This is a genomic window from Myxococcus qinghaiensis (genome assembly GCF_024198215.1).
Taxonomy (GTDB): domain Bacteria; phylum Myxococcota; class Myxococcia; order Myxococcales; family Myxococcaceae; genus Myxococcus; species Myxococcus qinghaiensis.
Map to the genome: position 1 here is coordinate 50,955 of NZ_JAKCFA010000001.1, position 22,981 is coordinate 73,935.

The 22,981-nt window shown below is 69.7% G+C and carries 22 protein-coding genes; 13 read left to right on the forward strand and 9 right to left on the reverse strand.

The window, feature by feature from the left end; all coding sequences use genetic code 11:
* Positions 1-29: 29 nt before the first annotated feature.
* From LZ199_RS00220 to LZ199_RS00235, 4 genes are all read right to left on the reverse strand, one after another.
* A complete protein-coding gene (locus LZ199_RS00220; protein WP_253991593.1) occupies positions 30-989 on the reverse strand; it encodes an N-acetylmuramic acid 6-phosphate etherase in 960 nt (319 codons plus the stop codon).
* A gap of 4 nt (positions 990-993) precedes the next feature.
* Positions 994-1,185 (reverse strand): 50S ribosomal protein L28, encoded by a 192-nt coding sequence (gene rpmB / locus LZ199_RS00225; protein ID WP_253991594.1) that lies wholly within the window; start codon positions 1,183-1,185, stop codon positions 994-996.
* A gap of 103 nt (positions 1,186-1,288) precedes the next feature.
* Complete coding sequence (locus tag LZ199_RS00230) at positions 1,289-2,812, reverse strand: NAD(P)-binding protein (protein ID WP_253991595.1); 1,524 nt, start codon at positions 2,810-2,812, stop codon at positions 1,289-1,291.
* Between the two features lie 94 nt (positions 2,813-2,906).
* The gene (locus tag LZ199_RS00235) at positions 2,907-3,593 is read right to left on the reverse strand and encodes an HAD family hydrolase (protein WP_253991596.1); all 687 of its coding nucleotides are present in this window, start codon (positions 3,591-3,593) and stop codon (positions 2,907-2,909) included.
* An 86-nt stretch (positions 3,594-3,679) separates the two neighbouring features.
* Between LZ199_RS00235 and LZ199_RS00240 the strand changes: the two genes are divergently transcribed.
* Positions 3,680-4,759, forward strand: coding sequence for an enoyl-CoA hydratase/isomerase family protein (locus LZ199_RS00240; RefSeq protein WP_253991597.1), 1,080 nt, complete (start codon positions 3,680-3,682; stop codon positions 4,757-4,759).
* Positions 4,760-4,763: 4 nt separating this feature from the next.
* Here the strand turns inward: LZ199_RS00240 and LZ199_RS00245 are convergent, their stop codons facing one another.
* Positions 4,764-5,630: an alpha/beta fold hydrolase gene (locus tag LZ199_RS00245; RefSeq protein WP_253991598.1), complete on the reverse strand. Its 867-nt coding sequence runs from the start codon at positions 5,628-5,630 to the stop codon at positions 4,764-4,766.
* 50 nt (positions 5,631-5,680) lie between these two features.
* On the opposite strand from LZ199_RS00245, the gene LZ199_RS00250 reads away from it, so the two are divergent.
* On the forward strand, positions 5,681-6,154 hold the full coding sequence (locus LZ199_RS00250; protein WP_253991599.1) for a MarR family winged helix-turn-helix transcriptional regulator: 474 nt from the start codon (positions 5,681-5,683) through the stop codon (positions 6,152-6,154).
* Between the two features lie 36 nt (positions 6,155-6,190).
* On the opposite strand, the gene LZ199_RS00255 is transcribed toward LZ199_RS00250, so the two are convergent.
* From LZ199_RS00255 to purM, 3 genes are read right to left on the reverse strand one after another with little or no spacing between them, the layout of a single operon-like run.
* Complete coding sequence (locus LZ199_RS00255) at positions 6,191-6,805, reverse strand: DUF523 domain-containing protein (RefSeq protein WP_253991600.1); 615 nt, start codon at positions 6,803-6,805, stop codon at positions 6,191-6,193.
* A gap of 38 nt (positions 6,806-6,843) precedes the next feature.
* Positions 6,844-7,509, reverse strand: a complete 666-nt coding sequence (gene purN, locus LZ199_RS00260) for a phosphoribosylglycinamide formyltransferase (protein ID WP_253991601.1) — start codon at positions 7,507-7,509, stop codon at positions 6,844-6,846.
* Positions 7,506-8,543 (reverse strand): phosphoribosylformylglycinamidine cyclo-ligase, encoded by a 1,038-nt coding sequence (purM, locus tag LZ199_RS00265; RefSeq protein WP_253991602.1) that lies wholly within the window; start codon positions 8,541-8,543, stop codon positions 7,506-7,508. Before purM ends, purN begins: the two co-directional genes overlap by 4 nt.
* Before the next feature lie 156 nt (positions 8,544-8,699).
* On the opposite strand from purM, the gene LZ199_RS00270 reads away from it, so the two are divergent.
* The 11 genes from LZ199_RS00270 to LZ199_RS00320 all read left to right on the forward strand — a co-directional run bounded on the left by LZ199_RS00270 (position 8,700) and on the right by LZ199_RS00320 (position 21,646).
* Entirely contained in the window at positions 8,700-9,350 is a 651-nt protein-coding gene (locus LZ199_RS00270; RefSeq protein ID WP_253991603.1) for a Crp/Fnr family transcriptional regulator, read from the forward strand.
* On the forward strand, positions 9,351-10,106 hold the full coding sequence (locus LZ199_RS00275; RefSeq protein WP_176437455.1) for an MBL fold metallo-hydrolase: 756 nt from the start codon (positions 9,351-9,353) through the stop codon (positions 10,104-10,106). It begins immediately after the preceding gene.
* 81 nt (positions 10,107-10,187) lie between these two features.
* Positions 10,188-11,039, forward strand: coding sequence for an acetyl-CoA carboxylase, carboxyltransferase subunit beta (gene accD / locus LZ199_RS00280; RefSeq protein ID WP_253991604.1), 852 nt, complete (start codon positions 10,188-10,190; stop codon positions 11,037-11,039).
* Between the two features lie 24 nt (positions 11,040-11,063).
* On the forward strand, positions 11,064-12,356 hold the full coding sequence (locus tag LZ199_RS00285; protein WP_253991605.1) for a bifunctional folylpolyglutamate synthase/dihydrofolate synthase: 1,293 nt from the start codon (positions 11,064-11,066) through the stop codon (positions 12,354-12,356).
* Between the two features lie 174 nt (positions 12,357-12,530).
* Positions 12,531-13,805, forward strand: a complete 1,275-nt coding sequence (locus LZ199_RS00290) for an alpha/beta fold hydrolase (RefSeq protein WP_253991606.1) — start codon at positions 12,531-12,533, stop codon at positions 13,803-13,805.
* 82 nt (positions 13,806-13,887) lie between these two features.
* A complete protein-coding gene (locus LZ199_RS00295; protein WP_253991607.1) occupies positions 13,888-15,276 on the forward strand; it encodes an AMIN domain-containing protein in 1,389 nt (462 codons plus the stop codon).
* 46 nt (positions 15,277-15,322) lie between these two features.
* The gene (locus LZ199_RS00300) at positions 15,323-17,986 is read left to right on the forward strand and encodes an LPS-assembly protein LptD (RefSeq protein ID WP_253991608.1); all 2,664 of its coding nucleotides are present in this window, start codon (positions 15,323-15,325) and stop codon (positions 17,984-17,986) included.
* A gap of 10 nt (positions 17,987-17,996) precedes the next feature.
* Positions 17,997-18,395 (forward strand): helix-turn-helix domain-containing protein, encoded by a 399-nt coding sequence (locus tag LZ199_RS00305; RefSeq protein WP_253991609.1) that lies wholly within the window; start codon positions 17,997-17,999, stop codon positions 18,393-18,395.
* Positions 18,396-18,549: 154 nt separating this feature from the next.
* Entirely contained in the window at positions 18,550-20,088 is a 1,539-nt protein-coding gene (locus LZ199_RS00310) for a hypothetical protein (RefSeq protein WP_253991610.1), read from the forward strand.
* A 110-nt stretch (positions 20,089-20,198) separates the two neighbouring features.
* The gene (locus LZ199_RS00315; protein WP_253991611.1) at positions 20,199-20,915 is read left to right on the forward strand and encodes a TetR/AcrR family transcriptional regulator; all 717 of its coding nucleotides are present in this window, start codon (positions 20,199-20,201) and stop codon (positions 20,913-20,915) included.
* Positions 20,849-21,646, forward strand: coding sequence for an enoyl-CoA hydratase/isomerase family protein (locus LZ199_RS00320; protein ID WP_253991612.1), 798 nt, complete (start codon positions 20,849-20,851; stop codon positions 21,644-21,646). Before LZ199_RS00315 ends, LZ199_RS00320 begins: the two co-directional genes overlap by 67 nt.
* A gap of 42 nt (positions 21,647-21,688) precedes the next feature.
* Here the strand turns inward: LZ199_RS00320 and LZ199_RS00325 are convergent, their stop codons facing one another.
* A complete protein-coding gene (locus tag LZ199_RS00325) occupies positions 21,689-22,687 on the reverse strand; it encodes a M23 family metallopeptidase (RefSeq protein WP_253991613.1) in 999 nt (332 codons plus the stop codon).
* Positions 22,688-22,981: the final 294 nt, after the last annotated feature.

The following is a 22,981-nucleotide window of genomic DNA, read 5'->3' on the forward strand; positions in this document are numbered from 1 at the left end:
GTCTAAGGCTCGCCCCCCACGCTCCGCCGTCAGCGGCCGGGCGAGCGAGGGCTCCTTGCGTGCGCGCCCTTACGTCCCGGGGTGCCAAGCGCGCGCAAGCCGTTCTCCTGAAGACGCTTCCGGGCGCCCCGGGCCGAAAGCCCCGTGAAGTGCATGGCCACCGCCACCTTCACCTCGCCGCCGGCCTCATCCAGGAGGCGAGAGGCCTCCGAGGCGGGCAGCTCCGTCAGCTCCGCCACCATGCGCGCGGCGCGGGCCCGCAGCTTCGCGTTGACGGGGCGCATGTCCACCATGCGGCCCCGGTACACCTTGCCCAGCGCGACGAAGGCCGCGGTGGTGATGGCGTTGAGGATCAGCTTCGTCGCCGTGCCGGCCTTCAGCCGCGTGGAGCCCGCCACCAGCTCCGGCCCCGTGCGCGCCAGCACCAGCGTGTCCACGTCCGCGCGAGTCCCGGGCCGGTTGCAGCACACCAGCACCGTGTGAGCGCCCCGTCGCTTCGCCTCGCGCAGCGCGCCCCGGACGTAGGGCGTGGAGGCGCTGGCGGAGATGCCGCACACGACGTCGCGCGGCCCCGCGTCGAACGCGCGCACGTCGGTGGCACCCGCGTCGGCGTCGTCCTCGGCGCCCTCCACGGCGCGGGTCAGCGCCCGGCGTCCACCGGCGATGCGAGCTTGAACCTGGGAAGGGGCGCTGCCGAACGTAGGAGGACACTCGCTGGCGTCGAGCACGCCCAGGCGTCCACTGGTGCCGGCACCGATGTAGAGAAACCTGCCGCCCGCCCGCAACGCGTTCGCTACGGCCGTCGCTGCCTGGGTGACAGCGGGCAACGCGGAGCGAACCGCACGGACGGCGACGACGTCCTCATCATGTAACTGGCGGACGACCGATCCGATGGAGCGTAGATCAAGGTCGTCCGCGCGGGGGTGAAGCCGCTCGGTGGGAGGGAGTTTCGTTGATGAAGCGCGTGAGGACCCCGCCCCCGAGCGCATTACTTCAAGCCGCCTTTGTCACCTTGCCCGCTTTGATGCAGCGGGTGCAGGCGAGAACGCGCTCCCTGCGGCCCTCGACGCTGGCCCGGACCTTCTGCAGGTTCGGGAGGGTTCGCTTCTTGGTCTTGTTGTTCGCGTGGCTGACGTTGTTGCCGACGAGCGGACGCTTGCCACAGATGTCACACTTCCACGCCATGACCTCTAACTCCTTGAAAACTGGGGCGTTGGACGCCTGCCGATAAAGAGCGGCGGAACCTGCCAGAAAGCCGCTTGGAAATCCAGCCTTTCAGCCGTTTGGATCAGCCCTTCAGCGGATCCTTCTTCTTCAACATGTCTTGAACCAGGCGCGCGGCGCGCACTCCGGCGAGCAGCTCGCCCTCCAATCCGAGGCCGGGAAGCACCTCACGGCCGGCGAGCAGCAGGTTCTTCACCGGGGTTCGCTGACTCAAACCGGTGACGCCCAGCACGGCTTCCGACTCGAAGCTGTAGAGCGGGTGCGGCATCAGCCGCGTGCCGCGCGAACCGCTGGCGTCGAGGTAGGGCACCGAGCGCAGGAGCCGGTGCTGCGCGGTGAAGGGCATGACGGCGTCCAGCTGCGCGTCGATGCGCGTGGCCAGGGCCTGCAGGTGCTCCTCGCCCAGCTCCCGGGCGGACGCGGGGATGAAGACGCCGGCGCACACGACGCGCAGGCCCTCCGCGTCCTTGCTCTCCTTGCCACCGGTGGCCGAGGGGCGCGCGGGGTGGAGCTGGAGCAGCATGGCGCCCAGCTCCGCGTCCTGCGTGTCCACGAGCGTCAGCTCGCCCAGGCCCCGAGGGAGCGCCGTCTCCGGCACCACCCAGTTGACGGTGAAGAGGATGGATTTGGTGTTGGACTGGTCCAGGTGCTCCAGCAGGCCCCGGTGGTGCTTCTTGTCCGTCACCAGCCGTCGCAGCGCGCCGGAGTCGGTGGCGGCCACCATGCAGGCCGCGCGGTAGAGCGTGTCCGAGCGCACCAGCTTCACGCCCGCGAACTTGCTGCCGTCGAAGGACAGCTCCTCGACGATGAAGCCGGTGGGGCTGTCGCGCCCGAGCACGTCGCCGCCCAGCTCCGCCAGCCGCCGGGTGAGCATCTCGCGCAGGCCGTCGTGGCCGCCGGCGAAGTAGGAGGGCGCCGCCAGCACCTGGGACAGGGTCCGGGTGAGGGCGAGCGGCGACTCCGGCTTCTCCAGGTGGCTGATGAAGGGGCGCAGGCCGCGCACCAGGGCGGCGGCGGGGGCGTCCGAGGCCAGCCGGGGCGGGGTGTCCAGCCCGGGGTGGGCCTTGATGAGCTTCTTCAGGCCCCAGCCCTCGAAGAAGCCGTCGGGAGGCAGGGCGGGGTGGGCCTTGAAGAAGGCGTCGCTCGCCTCGTGCTGCGCGGTGGTGCCGGCCAGCGCGCCCAGGAGCGCCTCGCCCTCTTCGCCCAGCTCGCGCGTCACCTCGGCCTTGCGGCGGGCGGCGTCGGAGTGCAGGTCCAGGCGGTTGCGCGGCAGGACGAGCTGCAGTTCGGGGGAGTGGGGGCGCAGCGCGCGCTGCACGGTGGTGGTGAGGCCCAGTTCGGTGAGGGACTCCTCCACGGCGGGCATGGCCTTGAGGGGCGGCGCGACGAAGGGCGCATAGGGGAGCACGTAGCCGCCGTGCTCGTAACCCGGGCCCATGCCGTCGTGCTCCACCAGCAGGACGCGGTGGCCGCGCTTGGCGAGCAACGCGGCCGCGAGCGCACCGCCGAGCTGACTGCCCAGCACGATGACGTCATACACGTGCCGGGATGGACCCGAGGGAAGCTTGAGTTTGGCTGCGGACGTCATGAGGCGGGCAACACTACACAACGTCCCGCGCCGCTGGCTCCCTTTTGGCGCGCCGTGACGGCCGAGGGGGGCGGGGTGTCCCTGGCCCCGGGCTTCAGCTCCCCACGCCGAAGAGGCGGGACTCCAGCTCTGGCGGAAGGGTGGTGAAGTCCGGGAGCGTCCAGAGGGCGCCGGCCTGACGCAGCTGCCTCGCGGACGTCGTGGTGGTGAGGCCCACCACGGGCATTCCGGCGTCCCGCGCGGACATGACGCCGAGGATGGCGTCCTCGAAGGCCAGGCACTGGGAGGGGTCCACGCCCAGGCCCTGGGCGGCCGCGAGGAAGATGTCCGGGAAGGGCTTGCCCCGGGAGACCTCCTCGGCGCCGACGATGCGGTGGAAGACGGGGCGCAGGCCCAGGCCGTCAATCACCAGCTCCCGGTTGCCCTGGGGCGCCGCGGTGGCGATGGCCATGGGGATGCCGGCGGCGCGCAGGCGGGAGATGAGGGCCTCTGCGCCACGGTGCAGCCGCAGGTGGGGCCGGTAGAGGGTGCGGTAGTGGTTCTCCTTTTCGTCCGCGAGCCGCTCCATTTCGTCGGGGGCGAGCGCGCGCCCGAGCAGCTCCGGGAGGATTTCTTCGTTCTTCTTGCCGGCGAAGCGGGTCTGGAAGTCGTCGGCGGTGAGGGACAGGCCGAGCTTGCGCGCGAGCGCCACCCAGGCCTGGTTGTGGAACACCATGTTGTCGACGAGGGTGCCGTCCATGTCGAACACGGCGGCGCGCAGGGGCGTGTCGGAAGGTGTCATGGTTTCCCACCCATAGCGCGCCCTGGGGCGTCGGAGGACCCTGAATCGTGCGCGCCTGCTTGGGAGGACTGATATTCGGGCCTCACATGAGCGACGGCGTGCAGACAGAGATGCGGGGCGCGGTGGGGGTGGTGACGTTGGACCGCCCGAAGGCACTGAACGCGCTGAATCTGGAGATGTGCCGGCGGCTGCTGCCCCAGTTGGAGGCGTGGGCGGCGGATCCGGCGGTGAAGGCCGTGGTCGTCCGGGGAGCGGGCGGGCGAGCCTTCTGCGCGGGCGGAGACGTGCGCGCCGTGGCGGCCTCGACGGTGGAGCCGCGGGGGGCGGGCCCGGAGCGCTTGTCGCGAGAGTTCTTCCGCGCTGAGTACGCGCTGAACCATCGCATCCACCACTTCGGCAAGCCGTACATCTCCCTGGTGGACGGCATCTGCATGGGGGGCGGACTGGGCTTGTCCATCCATGGCTCCCACCGCGTCGTCACCGAGAAGCTGGTGCTGGCGATGCCGGAGACGGGGATTGGCCTGTTCCCGGACGTGGGGGGCGGCTGGTTCCTGCCTCGCTTCCCGGGCGAGTCGGGGACCTACCTGGGCCTGACGGGGGCGCGGTGTGGGGCCGCGGACGCGATGTGGCTCGGCTACGGGACGCACCACGTGGAGTCGGCGCGGCTGGACTCCGTGCTGGAGGCGCTGGTGAGGGCGGAGTGGGGGGCGGGGCCCGCCAGCGCGGTGGTGGAGCGGATTCTCTCGAGCTTCCATGCGGACGCGGGGACGTCCGTGCTGGCCACGCAGCACGCGGCGATGGACCGCTGCTTCGCGGCGGAGCGGGTGGAGGACATCCAGCAGGCACTGGAGGCGGAGGGCTCGGCGTGGGCCCAGCAGACGTGGGCGACGCTGGTGCACAGGTGCCCGACCAGCCTCAAGGTGTCGCTGCGGCAGCTCCGGATGGGGCGCAAGCGGGACTACGACGAGATGGTGGCGGTGGAGTACCGGCTGAGCCAGTCGATGACGGCGCGCGCGGACTTCCGCGAGGGCATCCGCGCGGTGCTGGTGGACAAGGACAACAAGCCGCGCTGGCACCCGGGCACGCTGGGCGATGTCTCGGAGGCGGACGTGGAGGCGTGCTTCGCGCCTCGGGACGGCGACGAGCTCGTGCTGGCGCCAGGCTGAGCGCTCAGGCCGAGTCGGAGGGACTCTTCAGGGCGCGCTGCAGGAAGTCGATGCAGGCCTCGGGGGCCTCCTCGTGGGGCCAGTGGCCCGCATCGGGGAGGGTGTCCACGGTGGCGTGAGGCCAGGCCTTCCGGAACCGCTCCAGGACCACGGGTGGGAAGGCAGCGTCGCGCAGACCCCAGATGAAGTGGATGGGCGTCTTCGCGAGTCGCTCGCGGCGCTCCCAGAGCGACTGGAAGAAGGGCGTGGACGCGCTGAGGCTCTTCGCGAGGGCCCAGAGCACGCGCTCGCGAGAGTCGGGGTCGGGGAACATGAGGGTGTACTGCTTCCACGTCTTCTCGGGACGGGGGCCCTTGCCCCAGGCCGACTTCGCGATGATGAACGAGAGGTTCAGGTTCCGGTACAGCCAGCGGAAGAGCCAACCCCCCGCCATGCGCGCGGCCCTGGCGAGTGAGGGCTCGTCGACGAAGGGCCAGGCGATGGTGTTGATGAGCACCACGCGCTCGACGCGCTCCGGATGGGCGAGCGCGAAGTCGAGCGAGATGGGGCCGCCGAAGTCGTGGGCCACCAGGGTGAAGCGGGGCAGATTCAACGCCTCGATGACCGCGGCGAAGCGGCGCGCGTGGTCCTCGGGCGAGTAGTCCGCGTCCAGCGGCCGGGGCGACAGGCCGAAGCCCAGGTGGTCCACCGCGATGCAGCGATGGGTGGCCGAGAAGGCGCGGATGAGCGCGCGCCACTCGAAGGACCAGGTGGGCGTCCCATGCACGAAGACGATGGGTGGACCCTGGCCCTCGTCCACCACCGACAGCCCCGCCACCTCACGCACGTTGAAGGGAAATGCCTCTCGGTCGACCCAGGCGGGAACTTGCATGGGGAGATAGTCAATGGTTCTTGACCAATAAAGTCAAGTAGACTTGACTGATGAAGAAGAAGGACGCGCTCGAGGACGTGAAGAGGCTTCAGGCCAGCAGCCTGGGTTACGTGCTCATCCGGTGTGGGCAGTTGTTCAACGAGCTGGGGATGCGGGCGGTCAACAGCGAGGCCGGCTGGCCCATGATGCGGGAGGTCCACGCGCGGCTCCTGCCGTATCTGGAGAATCCGGAGGGCGTGCGCATCACGGAGCTCGCTCGCAGCCTCGGGGTGACGAAGCAGGCGGTGCAGCCGGTCATCGCGGAGCTCGCGGAGTTCGGCGCGGTGCGGATTGAGCCGGACCCCGATGATGCCCGTGCTCGCAGGGTGGTCCTGACGGAGAAGGGCCTCGCGGCCATGCGGCATGGGACGACGAAGCTGGTGGAGATAGACCGGCGCGTGGCCAGGCGCCTGGGCGCGGAAGAGACTCGGGAGCTGCACGGCTTGATGACCCGGCTGCTCGAAGTGCTCAAGGCGCTGGACTGACGCGAACGGCCCTCGTCGGTCCCGGACGTGGCCTGGCTACAGGTCCTCGTCGCTGACGACGGTGAGGCCCTCGGAGCGGAGCAGGGCGGTGGTGATGCCTTCGCCGGGCCGGAGGGTTCCAGACTCGTAGATGCGCTGGCTGCCACAGGAGGGACTCTTCTCCTTCAACAGCGCTACAGAAGCACCGAAGTTGCGAGCGGCTTCCAGGGCCAGGGTGGCGCCTCGCTTGAAGTCCTCGGTCCGGTCGACGCGGGCCTCGCGCTCCAGCGCTCGCGCCTGTCCCGCCCAGACGTCGACACCCGAGCCACCGCAGAGGTCCACGGGAGGTCGCGGAATGGGCAGGCCCGAACCCACTTCGGGGCAGACGGGAACGACAGCCTTGCCCTCCAGCGCCGCGAGGACTCGCTCCGAGCGCTGGGAGCGACCGTCGTACCGGCAGGCTTCTCCGAGCAGGCACGCGCTCACGAGGACCGTGGGCGCCTCGCGCAACGCCGAGCGACGGGCTTCCTGCGTCCGCGGCGTTTTCGCGTCCTCGGCCACGTCGTGCGTGTCCCCGGTGTGATTCCCGGACGCCGCGTTGCTCCCGTCCGCGACGTCGAGAATCCGCGCCGAGCCGTCGTCGTACTCCGTAGCCGGGTCGCTTCCGCCCACTGCGTCGCCGAGAGCGCCAGGGAGCCCTTGCGAGCCCGTCACTTCACGGCCCCGGGACTGCGCAGCGCCAGCTCTCCCGAGGTCGCCACCGCCGCCACGCGAGTACGCATCCCGTCCATCGCCACCTGCCCCGTCACCGCGAGCCGAACGGCCAACGGATAGAGCCGATGCTCCTCGACGAGGATGCGCGCGCTCAGGCTCTTCTCGTCGTCATCCGGCAGCACCGGCACGGCCGCCTGTCCGATGATGGGCCCGGTGTCCGTGCCCGCATCCACGAAGTGCACCGTGCACCCAGCCACCTTCACGCCACGCTCCAGGGCCTGCCGCTGCGCATGCAGCCCCGGGAACGACGGCAGCAGGGAAGGGTGGACGTTGAGCACCTTGCCCGCGAAGCGCCCCAGGAAGTCCGCGCTGAGCAGCCGCATGAACCCCGCCAGGCACACCCACTCCACCCCCGCCGCGCGCAGCGCCTCCAACAGCGCCGCCTCGAACTCCCCCTTCGACGCGTGGGCCTTGTGGTCCACCACGACGGCTGGAACTCCCGCCGCGCGAGCCCGCTCCAGCGCGTAGGCGGTGGGCACGTTCGACACCACGCAGGCCACCTCGGCCGGGAAGTCCTCGCGCGCGCACGCGTCGAGCAGCGCCTGGAGATTGCTCCCGCTGCCGCTGACGAGCACGCCCAGCCGGACCCGCCGTCCGCTCATGGCTCGATGACCGCCGTGGCCTCGCCCTGGCCCGCCTCCACGCGGCCCACCTCGCTGGCCTCCACGCCCCGAGCGCGCAGCACCTCCAGCGCCTTGGCGACGTCCTCCTGTGCCACGACGACAATGAGGCCCAGGCCCATGTTGAACGTGTTGAACATCTCGTCCCGGGCCACGCTGCCCAGCCTGGCAATCAGGTCGAAGATGGGCGGCTTCACCCAGGACTTCTCGCTCAGCACCGCGCGCGTCCCATCCGGCAGGCACCGGGGCAGGTTGCCCGGAATCCCGCTGCCGGTGATGTGCGCCATGCCCTTCACCTTCACCTCCGCCAGGAGCGCCAGCGCGTCCTTCACATAGATGCGCGTGGGCTCCAGCAGCGCGTCACCCAGCGGACGCCCCAGGCCCTCGGGCGTCGCGTCCAGCGCGAGCTTCGAGTCCTCCAGCAGCACCTTGCGCGCCAGTGAGTACCCGTTGCTGTGCAGCCCTGAGGACGTCAGCCCGATGAGCGCGTCGCCCGGCTTCACGCTCTTGCCGTCGATGATGGCCGACCGCTCCACCACGCCCACGCAGAAGCCCGCCAGGTCGTACTCGCCCCGCGCGTAGAAGCCCGGCATCTCCGCCGTCTCGCCGCCCAGGAGCGCGCACCCCGCCTGCTCGCAGCCCAGGGCGATGCCCTTGACGACTTCGGCCGCCGCGTCCACCTCCAGGCGCCCGGTGGCGAAGTAGTCCAGGAAGAACAGCGGCTCCGCGCCACAGGTGAGGATGTCGTTCACCGACATGGCCACCAGGTCGATGCCCACCGTGCCGTGCCGGCCCGCGGAGAAGGCCACCTTCAGCTTGGTGCCCACCCCGTCCGTGCCCGCCACCAGCACCGGCTCGCGGTACTTGCCCGGCGGCAGGGCGAACAGCCCGCCGAAACCGCCGACGCCCGCCAACACCTCCGGACGCATCGTCCGCGCGGCGAAGGGCTTGATTCGGTCGACGAAGGCGTCGCCGGCCTCGATATCCACTCCGGACTGCTTGTAGGTCGTTCCCACGGGCGGCCTTCTATCGGCCGGCGCGCCCGTTGTCTCGGCCAGCGAAAAGAGGGTGTCGGGTTTGAGGCGCGGACGCCTGCACACACTCGCTGTCCCACTGATCCGCACAACACGGAATTTGACCGGGGGGGGAGGGGCTGATTGACTCCTCGCAGGATGGGCGCCGAGGAAACCCTCTTTCAACGTTTCGGCAAGGAATTCTCAAAGGGCACCGAGCTCTTCCGCGAGGGAGAGGCCGGCCGGGAGATGTTTGTCATCCAGGCGGGCAAGGTATCCATCACGAAGCGCGTGCGCGACGTGGAGAAGACGCTTGCTGTGCTGGGGGCCGGAGAATTCTTCGGCGAGATGGCGATCATCTCCAACAAGCCCCGTAACGCGTCCGCGGTCGTCAACGAGGACGCTCGCCTGCTGGTCATCGACCCCAAGACGTTCGAGGCGATGATCCGCGGCAATGCGGAGATCGCCGTCCGGATGATCAAGACGCTGGCCGGGCGGCTCTCCGAGGCGGACGCCCAAATCGAGAACCTGCTCCACAATGATCCGGCCAGCCGGGTCGTCCATCAAATCATCCTGATGTCCCAGACCCGGAGCCGTCCGTCCGAAGAGGGCACCGAGATCGACTTCGTGGTCCGCGAGATGCCCCGCCAGCTTGGCGTGGGCGAGCCCGCGGTGCGCAACGTGCTGGACCGGATGATCCGGGCCGGCCTCATCTCACGCAGCGGTGACAGAGTGACCGTGTATGACACGGCCAAACTCCACGACTTCCTCCAATACCTGGAGATGAAGTGGAAGTTCGGAGACCTCTAGGTGAAGCTCCGAGTCCTCGGCTGCCACGGTGGCGAGCTACCCACGTGCAAGAGCACGTGTTTTCTCGTCGATGACGTGCTGGCGCTCGATGCGGGCGCACTGACGGGGACGCTCTCGTTGGAGGAGCTGTGTCGGGTGGACCACGTGCTCGTGGGCCACAGTCACTTCGACCACGTGAAGGACCTGCCGCTGATGGCGGACCTGGTCATCGGTCGCCGCGACAAGCCCGTCACCATCCATGCGTCGCGCGAGTGCGCCAAGGCCCTGCGCGACAACATGTTCAACAACGCGCTCTGGCCGGACTTCACCCGCATCCCCACGAAGGCCAACCCCGTCCTGCGCATCAAGACGTTCCGCGCCGGCGGCACCTTCGAGGTGGGGCCCTACACCGTGCGCAGCGTGCCGGTGAGCCACCCGGTGGAGTCCTGCGGCTTCATCATCTCCAACGGGAAGTCGTCGCTCGCCATGAGCGGAGACACCGGGCCCACCGACAAGCTCTGGAAGGCCCTCAACCAGACGCGCGACCTCAAGGCGCTCCTGTTGGAGACGTCCTTCCCCAACGCGCTCCAGTCCCTGGCCGACATCTCCGGCCACCTGACGCCCCACACCCTGGGCCTGGAGCTCCAGAAGTTCGAGCGCAATGGGACTTCGGTGATGCTCTACCACCTCAAGCCGGCCTTCGTGGCGCAGCTCAAGAAGGAGCTGGCGAGCATGCCGGTGGAGGTCCTGGAGCTCAACGACACCTTCGAGTTCTAGCCCTGCTCGAAGAGGGACGACGCGGCGCGCCACACGGAACGGTTGACGGGCGGAGACGGTCGGATTAACCCCCGGCCCCTCATGGCCTGGTTTTCGAAGAAGCCCCGCATCGCCGTCGACACCCAGCAGCAACCCGAGCCCGGTCCGTCTCGCATGGAGGGCTTGTGGGCCAAGTGCGAGAACTGCGACGAGATCATCTACCGGCAGGAGCTGGAGAAGCACTGGATGGTGTGTCCGCACTGCGACCACCATCACCCGTGGAACGCGCGCGCGCGGCTGGCGACGCTGCTGGACCCGGACAGTTTCGAGGAGTTCGACAAGGAGCTGGAGCCGCAGGATCCGCTCGGGTTCAGTGACACCAAGAAGTACAAGGACCGGCTGAAGTCCACGCGGAAGAACCTGGAGGAGAACGACGCCTTCGTCTCCGGCGTGGGCCGCATCGCCGGCCACCAGGTCTCCGTGGGCGCGTTCATCTTCGAGTTCATGGGCGGCTCCATGGGCTCGGTGGTGGGCGAGAAGGTCGCGAGGACCTTCGAGCGCGCGCATGACCTGAAGTGCTCGGCGCTCATCTTCTCGGCCTCCGGCGGCGCGCGCATGCAGGAGGGCATCTTCTCGCTGATGCAGATGGCGAAGACGTCCGCGGCCATCGCCCGCTTCCGCACTGGCACCAAGCCCTACATCTCCGTGCTGCTGCACCCGACGACGGGCGGCGTGGCGGCGTCCTTCTCCTGGCTGGGCGACGTCATCATCGCGGAGCCCAAGGCGCTCATCGGCTTCGCCGGTCCGCGCGTCATCGAGCAGACCATCCGCCAGAAGCTGCCGGAGGGCTTCCAGCGCTCGGAGTTCCTGCTGGAGCACGGGATGATCGACAGCATCGTCAACCGCAAGGACCTGCGCGCGAAGCTCGGGCAGATTCTCGGCCTGCTGGGCTGAGCCCGCGCGGCTCGCGTCCCTGGCATGAGCGCGCCCCGCACACCGGAGGAGGCCCTGGGCTTCCTCTCCCGCCTCAACCCCTCCGGAATCAAGCTGGGGCTCGAGCGGGTGCGCGAGGCGCTCTCCGCGCTGGGCCACCCTGAGCGCCGCTTCCCGGTGCTCCACGTCGCGGGCACCAACGGCAAGGGCAGCACCTGCGCCTTCGCCGCCACCGCGCTCCAGGCCGCCGGCCACCGCGTGGGCCTCTACACGTCCCCGCATCTGGTGCGCGTCAACGAGCGCATCCGCGTGGGCGGCGAGGACATCTCCGACGCGGACTTCGGCCGCGCCATCCTCGACGTGCTGGAGCGCTACCCCTCCGCCGTCGCGGAGCCGATGACGTACTTCGAGTTCGGCACCGTCGTCGCCCTGTGGCACTTCGCGCGGGTGGGCGTGGACGTGGTGGTGCTGGAGACGGGCCTGGGTGGACGGCTGGATGCCACCACCGCCGCGCCGTCGCTCGTCACCGCCATCACCCCCGTCTCCTTCGACCACATGGAGTACCTGGGCAACACCCTGGCCTCCATCGCGGGCGAGAAGGCCGGCATCCTCAAGCCCGGCGTGCCGTGTGTCGTCGCCCGGCAGGAACCCGAGGCCCTGGAGGCCATCGAAGCTCGCGCGCGCGCCCTGGGCGTGCCGCTCTGGGTGGAGGGGCGGGACTTCTCCCTCGACACGCAGGCGGACGGCGGCATCGTCTACAGGGGACCGGGTTGGCGGCTGGAGGGCTTGCGAATCTCTCTGCGGGGCCCTCATCAACTCCAGAACGCCGCGGTGGCGCTGGCCTGCCTGGAAGCCCTCGATGCGAAAGGCATCGCCGTCACTCACGAAGCGGCGCGAGCGGGGCTGGGCTCGGCGCGCTGGCCGGGGCGACTGGAGGAAGCAGGGCAGGGGCCCACCGTGCTTTTGGACGGCGCCCACAACCCGGCGGGTGTGGCGGTGCTGCTGGCGTCCCTGCGGGCGCTCTACGCGGGCCGCCCCGTCCACTGCGTCTTCGGCGTGGTGGCGGACAAGGACCGGGGGCCGATGATGCGAGCCCTCTTTCCCGCGTGTGCCTCCGTGCAGCTCACGCCGCTGGACACGCCGCGCTCGCTTTCGCCCGCGGCCTATCTGGACGAGGCGCGCGCCCTGACTCCCGACGTGGCCGCCTGGCCCGATGTGGACGCGGCGCTGGCGGAGGCTCGGCGGCGTGCGGGCGCGGATGGCGTCGTGCTCTGCACCGGCTCGCTCTTCCTGGTCGGCATGGTGCGCGCCCGGCATGAGCAGGCCCGCGGGCCCTGAAGGGCCACCGCGCGACGGCTGGACGACGCTGTCCCGTCCCGAAGTGCCAGCCGTCACCGGCGGAGTTCAGCGGGGCGACCTCTTAGGATGGGTCTTCCGTTCCGCCCGGGCAAGACGTGTGAGCAACCAGACTGAATCCTTGGCGCGCTGCATCAGCCGCCGTAGATTCAAGATATGCGCCTGCCGGACTGGAGAGCCGCGACCACGACGGGACCCGCCATCCCCTCCATCGACGAAGTCGACTTCCGGGCGCTCTACTCCAAGACGAAGTACGTGGTGGAGACGGCGGATGGCTGGTCGCTGGTCATCACCCGCTACCGTCCGGTGAAGCAACCCTTCGCCCAGCCGCTGTTCGGCGAGCCGCTGCTGCTGGTGCATGGCTTCTCCCAGAACCGGCACACGTGGACGAGCGGCCAGTTCGTCAAGAACCTCCTGTTCTTCGGCGTGGACATCCACATCCTGGAGCTGCGAGGGCACGGCAAGAGCTCCATCGCCTTCCAGAAGGAGCGGGCCGAGCGCTTCAAGCGCCCCCTGCCTCCGGACCTGGACTACGACTGGGACATCGACAGCTACTTCCTCTACGACCTGCCCGCCGCCGTCTCCGGCGTGAAGCGCATCACCCGCCGCGAGCGCATCTTCTACTGCGGCCACTCCATGGGCGGGATGCTGGGCTACGGCTACACCGGCATCCACGACGACTTCGAGGGCCTCATCACCATCGGCTCTCCGGCGGACCTGGGCCGGGGCTTCATGCTGCTGCGCATGGTGGCGCACGGCGCGCCGATGCTCGGCGGCATGGTGGACATGACGCTCGCGGGGTTGAACCTGGGCGGCGAGGTGGAGGGGCTGGGCCGCAAGCTGCTCGCGCGAGGCGTGGGCGCGGTGAGCGCGAAGCTGGGCAAGAAGCTGGAGCCGGAGGCGCGCCGCAAGCTCCGCTTCAACGCGATGCCGGTGGACCTCATCCTCAAGTTCGTCGAGCGGCAGATTGGCAAGGCGGAGGACTCGCCGCTGTATCAACAGCTCACCACGCGGATGAACCGGCTCATCAACCCGGAGCGCGTGGGCTCGGACGACATCCGCTGGCTGCTGCGCGAGGGAGGGGAGCGCGAGCCGCGCAAGGTGCTGGAGCAGTTCGCCCGCTGGATTCGACGCGGGGAGATGGTCTGCTACCGCACCGGCTACGACTTCAAGCGCGGCTTCGGGAAGATTCAAATCCCCATGGCCATCATCTTCGGGGACATGGACCCGCTGGCGTCGGTGGAGTCCACCCGGAGCGTGTACCGCGCGGCCAAGAGCGAGTACCTCCTCTGGCGTCCGGTGAAGGGCAACAGCCACATCGAGCTGACGATGGGGCACGACATCCGGCAGATCTGCTACGACATCAAGAACCTCATCGAGTACGCCCGGACGCACCGTTACCGAACGCCCGCACTGCCGCGGCTGCGCTGAGGGCCGTGTGGCTGGAAAGTTGGAGGGTGAGGCGCGCGTGGTAGCATCCGCGCCCACTGTCAACGTGAAGGGGAGTGGTTCGATGAAGGCCTCAGCGGTGTGGCTGCTCGGTGTGGTGCTCGTGCCCTTCTGGGCGCTCGCGCAGGCTCCGGCGAACCTGAACACCATCACCGGCGTGCAGGTGAATGGCGGGACGGTGACCATCACCGGCTCGAAGAAGGCGAACTTCACCACCTTCACCATGACGGACCCGCCCCGGCTCGTCATCGACATCGCCGAGGCCGTCTTCTCCGGTGTCCCCGAGGAGACGCAGGTGGGCAATGGCACGGTGACGGGCATCCGCACCGCCAGCTACGGCTCGGATGACTCCGCCATCGCCCGCGTGCTCATCGGCTACGAGCGCGAGGTGGAGACGGACATCCAGGCCACCGACACCCAGCTCGTCGTGAAGGTCGCCGGCGGAGGCGGGCAGGCCGTGGCCCAGGCTCCCCAGGCTCCCACCACGCAGCCGGAGCCCGCCGCGCGGCCCACGACGGACGGCACCGCCGCGCAGGCCGCCGCCGCCGCCGAGGCCGAACGTCAGGCGCAGGAGAAGGCCGCCGCCGAGGCCACCGCCCGCGCCGAGGCCGAACGTCAGGCGCAGGAGAAGGCCGCCGCCGAGGCGAGCGCCCGCGCCAGGCAGGATGCGGACGCCGAGCGCCAGCGCCAGCAGGAGGCCGAGGCCCGCGCCGCGTCCCAGCGCGAGGACGAGCAGCGCGCCGCGCAGGCCGCCGCGGACGAGCGCAAGCGTCAGGAAGAGGAGGCCCGTGCCTCCGCGCAGGCCGCCGCGGACGAGCGCAAGCGTCAGGAAGAGGAGGCCCGTGCCTCCGCGCAGGCCGCCGCCGACGAGCGTCGTGCGTCCTCCGAGTCCGCCGCCGACGAGAAGAAGCGCCAGAAGGCGGAGGCGCTCGCCGCCGCGAAGACGGCCGCCGAGGAGAAGCGCGCCGCCGCCCAGGCCGCCGCGGAGGAGGCCGCCGAGGCCCGCCGCCAGCGTGAGGAGGAGGCCCGCGCCGAGCGCGAGCGTCGCCAGCAGGAGCGGGTGGCCGCCGCCACGCCCCGCCCGCGTCGCGAGGTGGCCAGCGGCTCGGATTCGTCCGAGGTGTCGTCGCGCCGCAAGACGATGACGCTGGTGGGCTTCCAGCAGCAGGCCGGAGTCTCCCGCGTCTTCATCCGCACCAACGAGCCGGCGCGCTACACCGTGAGCGAGCAGGGCAACGCGGTGGTGCTGGAGCTGGAGAACAGCCGCATCGACCTGAGCAACAACACCCGGCCGCTGGACACGTCGTACTTCAACTCCCCCGTCACCCGGGTGGAGGCCGATGCGTCCGGCCGCGATGTGCGAGTCACCATCCAGCTCCGGCAGCAGGCCCCGGTGCAGGCGAAGCAGGACGGCAACGTCATTTCGTTGGATTTTCAGCGCCCGGCTCGGTGATAAGGGCGACCGCGCGGCCGTGGCGCGGCATACCCTGCATCCCTGAATGGGCCTCCTCGTTCCGCTCGCCGCAGCGCTGCTCGTCTCGTCAGCGCAGATTCCGCTCGCCACCCAGGTCCAGCTTCCCTCCGGCGAGACGGTGGAGCTGGCCGCCGACTTCCTCACCTACGAGTCCGACAAGCAGCTTCTCACCGCGCGCGGCCACTGCGAGCTGCGCACCGGGGAGATGCTGCTGCGCTCGGACGAGGTGACGTACGACGAGACGAACCAGGTGGCCACGGCCACCGGCAACGTCATGTTCGTGGGCCCGGACGGCATGGTCGCGGTGGCGGACGACGTGCGCGTGGACATCCGCTCCTTCGTGGCCACGCTCAAGGGTGGCCTCTTCATGCAGAAGAAGGGCGTCACCCAGGAGGCGCTGCTCACGGCGAAGACGCCCCAGGAGCTGCGCGCCATGGGGGAGACGCCCATCATCTTGAGTGGCTCGCGCATCCGCCGCACCGGCCCCAACGCCTTCGTGGTGGATGACCTGGCCTTCACCCCGTGCGAGTGCGGCCCCGGCACACCGACCTGGCGCATGGAGGCCAGCTCCGCCAACGTCATCCTCGGCGAGCGCGCCACGCTCACCTGGCCCGTCGTCTACATCCAGTCCGTCCCCATCTTCGCGCTGCCCTGGGTGTACCTGCCCCTGGCCGAGCGCCGCACGGGCTTCCTCATCCCCAGCCCCCGGTTCTCCAGCATCAACGGCCTGGGCCTGGAGCAGCCCTTCTTCGTCACGCTAGGGCGCAGCTACGACATGACCTTCACGCCGGGCTACTACAACGGCGGCGCGCTCCTGGAACTGCAGCGCGACCCCGATAACGATCCCGAGACGAAGAACACGATCACCTACAAGGAGCCCCGCCTCAACGGCGTGAAGGGCCCCCGGCTGCTCACGGAGTTCCGCTACGTACCCAGCGAGCGGACGCGGGGGCGCGCCACACTCGGGTTCCTGTACGACTCACGGCCCCGGGTGAACCCGGCGGGCCTGTGGCCGGACTTCTTCCGCTATCCGTTGGATTCGAACGGAATCGCGAAAATCATCGACACCCCTCGAGGATTGCGCGGCGAGGCCTCCTGGCAGCACTTCCAGGACCTGGGCTCCGGTTGGTACGACCGGGTGGACGCGTCGTTCGTCTCCGATGGCAACTACACGCGCGACCTCACCGCCGACATCATCATCCAGGGGTTGGAGTACCTGCGCAGCACCGCCACCGTCTTCCGGCGCCAGGAAGACTCCTACGCGGGCCTGGACGTGGTGTTGCGCCAGGACATCCGCTGGCCCTATCGCTTCTTCCAGGACAACCGCGTCCCCGCGGCGGTCGACCCGCTGCGGCCGGACCTGCCTTCACCGCGCACCTTCCAGCGGCTGCCCGGACTCCTCTGGTCTCTGCCCGAGCGCCCGCTGCTGGGTGGCATCTCCGGAGCGCTGCGCGCGGAGTTCACCCGCCAAGCCCCCATCCATGGAGGCTTCGGGGACGAAGGCGTCGACGGGGTCTTCCGCCGCGATGGCAACTACCTCCCTCTGGGCGTCCTCCCCCCTGGCATGGTGGACCCCGGCCAGGCCAACGGCCTCTTCGACACGCGTGATCGCGAGGCGAGAGACCGCATCGACTTCACGTCGCGCCTGTCCACCTCCGTGGCGCTGGGGGACGTCGCGCGCGTGACGCCGTCCCTGTCGCTGCGCCAGGACGTGTGGGCCGGCGAGTACTCCGCAAGGACCTGGCAGCGCGGCTATCCCATTGGCGGGCTCCTGCTGGACACGCAGTGGAGCCGCACCTGGACGGGCGCGAAGTCCAGCTACCGCCACACCTTCTCGCCCTCGCTGGAGCTGCGCTACGTGCCGGGCGGGTGGGGCAGGGTGCCTTCCGCGGGCGCCGAGGACGACAGTCTCGCCCAGCCGTATGACGAGATTGACCGCGCCGTGCCGCTCGCGCTCGACGGCTCCACCCGGGGCTTCCTCCAGGGCGTGCTCGCCGTGGACCAGTCCCTGCGCGTCAAGACGGGCACCCTGGTCCGCGAGCCCATCCGGCTGCGCCTGGGCCAGGGCTTCGACCTGACGCGGTATGTTCCGGCCGCCAACAAACTCGGGGACCCTGAACCCGTCCTCCGGGACACCTTCGCGCGGCTCAGCGTGAGCGCCGGGGTGCTCAACGCCGGAGGCCTGGTCAGGATGGACCCGCGGTCCGGCCGCATCACCCAGCTCAGCGCGGACTTCAGCATCGACGATGGCAAGGGCCACGCGCTGTATGCCCGCTACGACGACATCCTCACCACCAGTCAGCTCGCCATTGATCGCGGCGAGTCCCCCTTCGCCCAGGGGCCAGATGCCATCCGCCGCCCTCTGGACGCCCTGGTAGGCGGCGTATCCCGGGAAACGCCCGGCTTCCCCCCGGCCGAGCGGGCCCAAGCTCTCATCGCGGGTACGCGTTTGAGGCTCGGATTTGGCCTCGGGGTGCGGTACGAAGCTCTAGTGCAGCCCCTTTACCAAGATCCAACAACCCAAGAGTCCAAGCCCTTCGCCCAGCAGACACTGGGCGTGTCGTATGGACCAGCGTGTGACTGCTGGCGAATCGAGGGGGTTGTGACTTTGCGGCGTGATAATCGGTTGGAATTTTCCGATGTCAATGTCAGCGTCGCCGGTGTCGGGTCGTTCGGTTCGGGCGGCTAGGAATCACCCCATGTGCATGGTGGTTCCACAAACCCCAAGCAGCCAGGAGAAGTACTTCGTGTCGGATCTCGGAAAACGAATCGGCCAGCGCATCCGCGAGCTTCGTACGCAGAGGCCGGAGCGGTGGACGCAGGAGGAGCTCGCGGAGCGGGCTCAGATCAGCGTCTCTTTCCTTTCCATGATCGAGCGTGGAGAGCGTGTTCCCCACGTTGAAACGCTCGCCGCCCTGGCCAACGCCCTCGGCGTCAGCCTTGGAGAGCTTTTCACGGGAACGGAGCAGTCCCTTGCCCAGACGGAGGACCTGCTGCGTCCTCTTTCTGATTTCGCGCGCGCCCGGGGCCTCACCGCACGGGACGTGGACCGCCTGCTGGGGGTCGCCCGGGTGATGTTCAGCGGCACCATCGCCTGAATCGCACCTTCGGGGCCCTGATTGGACGCAAGGGCCCCGAGGTCTTCCTGTCCTGTCCTTGACTGGACGGTAGGTTGACCTGGAAGATGATGGAGATGCGCTGTGCGCTGCTCGCGCACAGCGCGCTTCCTTCTTCGTCAAGGAGTCGTCGCTGATGCGTCCGGGTCTGGCCTCGTTCGTGGCCGTTACGAGCATGGTGTTGTTGGCGTGCTCTTCGCCAGCTCCTGCCACGCTTGAGTTCGTGGATCAGTCTCCGGCTAGGCCGCGACTGGGAGAAATCACCACCCTGCGCTTCCGCGCGGTGGACTCGCGAGGCATGGCGCAAGCCGGCACGCAGGTGACCTTCACCCTCCAGTCACCGGTACCGGGTGTCGAGCTTTCTCCCACCGTGGGGACGACCAACCCCGGTGACGGTATCGTCTCCATGCAGGTGGTCGCCCGAGGAGGCCGCGTCGCCTCGGTGGTCGTCGTCGCGTCGGCGGGCACGGGTGCGGAGGCCAAGTCGGTCATCTCCCCGGTCATCAGCTTCGCGGGCACCGACTCCAGCTCCCGTCAGCTCACGTTCCAGTGCGGCTCGTGGTCCGGTGACGGGTCCGGTCTGCACCACGCCATTGGCGCCTGGGATGAGGCGCGCAACCTCATCGCCGGCGTGAAGGTGCGCTGCATCGCCCACGTGGGTGATCGCAACGGCGACGGCATCGTGGGGGCGCAGGTGTCCTTCCTCACCGAGGCCGGCACGATTGAACCGACGACGCCGTCGGCCGAGGAGGTGGTGGGCAACGCGGAGGCCCTCTACAAGAGCTCGCTGCCGCTGCCCGAGGACGTGGCGCCGGGCGAGTTCTCCTGGACGCCCACCAACGACGCCACCCACACCGGTGAGTACCTGGCCCCGCTGTGGATGCAGCCCTTCCTGTGGGATCAGAACCCCCTGGCGGCCTACAGCACCCCGCCCAATCCGTTCATCAACCGTCCGGAGCCCCAGCGCGCCGACCCCATCCGCCCGGGCATCATCAACAACCCGCGCGACAACCTGGTCGCCATCATCGCCGTCACCACGGGCGAGGAGGCCTTCGACGACGACAACAACAACGGCCAGTGGGATACGGGCGAGGCCTTCGTGGACCTGACCGAGCCCTTCGTCGACAACAACGACAACGGCACGTGGGACCCGGGCGAGCGCTTCGTCGACACCAACGGCGATGGCCGGTGGAACGGCAAGAACGGCGCCTATGACGCGTCCACGAACATCTGGGTCCAGGAGCGCATCCTCTGGACGGGCGTGCCCCACGAGTTGGACCGGCCGGACACGTATCGGCAGATCTCCCCGGCGCCTCCGGCGACCAATGTCCACATCGACCACTTCGGCTCGGCCAGCGCCACCTTCCTGGTGTCCGACCCCTGGTACAACCACATCGCCCAGAACTCGGGGGCGGATGGTTGCACCGGCGGCGCCGAGGGGCCGGTGAAGGTCGACCCCTTCATCAGCGGGATGATTCCGCTCACGTACCCGTCGTACAGCGTGGAGCGCTACCTCATCAGCGACAAGCACGACGTTACCCAGGAGCCGCAGCCCGGGCCGTTCCCGGCGCCGGTCAACTGGAAGACGGCCGCCACCTGCACGTACACCGCCGCGCAGCTTGAGGGCCACAAGGTGTTCCTCACCGCGCCCACCGTTTCTGGCGACGTGCTCTAGTTCCCCGTCTCGCGCGGGCCCCCCGGAGAAGTACCCATTGACCCCGGGGGCCCGCGTTCGTAGGGTCCACGCCGGCTGATTGAAGAATCAACCAGTCGGTGGAGGACGTCGTGGCCCAGAGCAAGTCGGCGGCGGACAACGGGAATCGCGAGAGCGAGCGCCGCCGGACCATCCTTCGAGCGGCCATCGATGTGTTCGCCCGGAAGGGCTATCACGGCTGCCGCATCGCGGACGTGGCGAAGGAGGCGGGAGTCGCCTACGGCCTCGTCTACCACTACTTCAAGAACAAGGATGAGCTGCTCGAGACCGTGTTCGACACGGGCTGGAGCGGCTTCGTCACGCGCGTGCGCGCGGTGGTGGAGGGCGAGGGGCCGCTTTCGGCCAAGGTGCACGGCGTGGTGGACGTGGCCTTCGAGGCGTACCGGGTGGACCCGCGCGCGGTGAAGGTCCTCATCCTGGAGATTGCCCGGAGTCCCGCGGGCTCGCGCATCAACCGGCAGACGGCCTTCGTGGACGCCATCCGCCTGAGCTCGGAGCTGTTCATCCGGGCGAAGGAGGCGGGGGAGCTGCGCGCGGACACGGACCCGCTCCTGTCCTCCGCCCTGCTGTTCGGCGCGATTGAGATGGGACTGACGGCCTTCGTGACGGGGCTCGCGGACTCGCGGGACGCGCAGGCGCTGGAGCGGGCGAAGGCGCAGATCGCCGATACCTTCCTTCATGGCGTGCTGGCGGACGCGTCGCCAGGCGCGGAGACCGCCGCATGGAAGCCGGAGAAGCCGTCGTCGGAGAAGTCCTCTACGAAGTCCAAGGCCCCCAAGCGAACCTGACCATCAACCGGCCCAAGGCGCGCAACGCCTTGTCGCCCACGGTGGTGAAGGCGCTGACGGACGGGCTGGAGCGCGCGGAGGCGGACCCCGCCGTGCGCGTGGTGGTGCTCACCGGCGCCGGAGAGAAGGTCTTCTGCGCGGGCGGAGACCTGGGGCAGATGGTGGGCGACGGGGGCTTCCTCGCCACCCACGACGGGCGCCGCTCCTACGGCAAGCTGCTGACCCGGTTCCAGGAGGCGCGCAAGCCCACGGTGGCGCGCGTCAACGGGCACGCGCTGGCGGGCGGCCTGGGACTGGTGCTCGCGTGTGACCTGGCCGTCGCGGTGGAGGGCGCGGACCTGGGCACGCCCGAAATCGACGTGGGCCTGTTCCCGATGATGATGATGGCGCTCCTGCAGCGTCACGTGGGCCGCAAGCGGGCGCTGGAGCTGGTGCTGACGGGGGACCGGCTCCCCGCGCGCGACGCGCTGGCGCTGGGCCTGCTCAACCGCGTGGTGCCGGCGGCGGAGCTGGATGCCACCGTGGCGGCGCTGGCGGGGAAGCTGGCTGGCAAGAGCCAGGCGGTGCTCGCCCTGGGCCGGCGCGCCTTCTTCACGGCGGAGGACCTGCCGCTGCCCGCGGCGCTGGAGTTCCTCGCCTCGCAGCTGTCGCTCAACGTGCTGGCCGACGATGCCGGCGAGGGCGTCTCCGCGTTCATGGAGAAGCGCCCGCCGAAGTGGAACGACCGCTGAGCTGGCGCGAGCGTCGTCGAGCCGAGCTCAGGGGGGCCGCGCTCAGGGGTTGTTGAGCGCGGTGTCCCCGCTGGCCACGGCGGGCGCGGTGGGCGGGAAGAAGTCCAGGCGCAGCAGCGACTCGCCGTCCACCCAGATGCCATCCACCTTCACGCCCCAGTGCAGGTGCGGGCCGGTGACGCGGCCGGTGCTGCCCACGAGCCCCAGCGGCTGGCCCTGCTGCACCTTGTCGCCCTTCTTCACCTGGATTTTCGACAGGTGGAAGTACGCGGTGAAGAGGTCTCCGCCGTGGTGCACGAGCACCGTCTTGCCGGAGGAGTAGTTGTCGCGCGCCATGACGACGGTGCCCTCGTTGCTGGCCGTCACCGGCGCGCCCGGGTCCCCGTCGATGTCCACGCCGAAGTGCTGGCTGGACAGCTTGCCGTTGAAGGTGCGCCGGTCTCCGAAGGGCGCGGTGATGCGGTCCTGCCGGGGCCAGACGAAGTTCTGCGCGAAGTGCGGCGCGCTGAAGGGCTGGGAGAAGGCCACCGCGAAGGCCTTCCGGTCCGCGACGATGCGCGCCTTCACCGACGCCGGAGGCGCCACGTACTTGCCGGACACGCGCAGCTCGCGCGACGGATAGCCCGGCTCCACCACGTCCAGGCTCCCGGTCAGCTCCAACGGCGCGCCTCCCAGCGAGGACGGGCCCACCACCTGCGCCAGCGCGCTGCCCGGCGCCAGCTCCACCGGGAGCCCCGTCACCGCGAGGAAGCCATCCCCCCACGCGAAGAAGCGCAGCGGACGCCCCGCGAGCGTGCCCGTGGGCATCCCCGCCATGCCCCGCACCGCGACCACCACCGGGTCGCCGGGCTTGGCCGTGCCGGGCTGGAGCGAGAGCAGGGGGCGCGCCTGGGACGCGACGGAGGCCTCCACCGAGGGGGCGGGGAGGACGACGGGCGCGGGCTTCGGCTCGGCGGCCTGGGCCTTCGCACCGAGGGCGAGCAGTGCGAGCAGCGCGTGGGAGGGCGCGGAATACAACCAGCGAGCGGGGTGCGGAGCCATGAGCCGTTCTTTACACCACGAAATCCCGGACTCTTCCCAGGGTGGGAAATCGAGGTGTCGGACGGCTGCTCCTTTGCCCACGAGCGCCCGCTGGGGTGCCTGCTCGTCCCCGCACCGCTGCTCGGTCTCCGAGCGGGCGGCGCACGCCTGACATTGTCGGCACTTGGACGTCGCAGGGGCTTGGAATCGCGGGCCGGCGGGCTGGAGAGCAGGCAGCCGACTGTCAGCCACCGCGTCAAGCCGTACCGGCGCGCCGTCAGGCTTCCTAGCTTCTGCTTGGACCCAATTACTCTT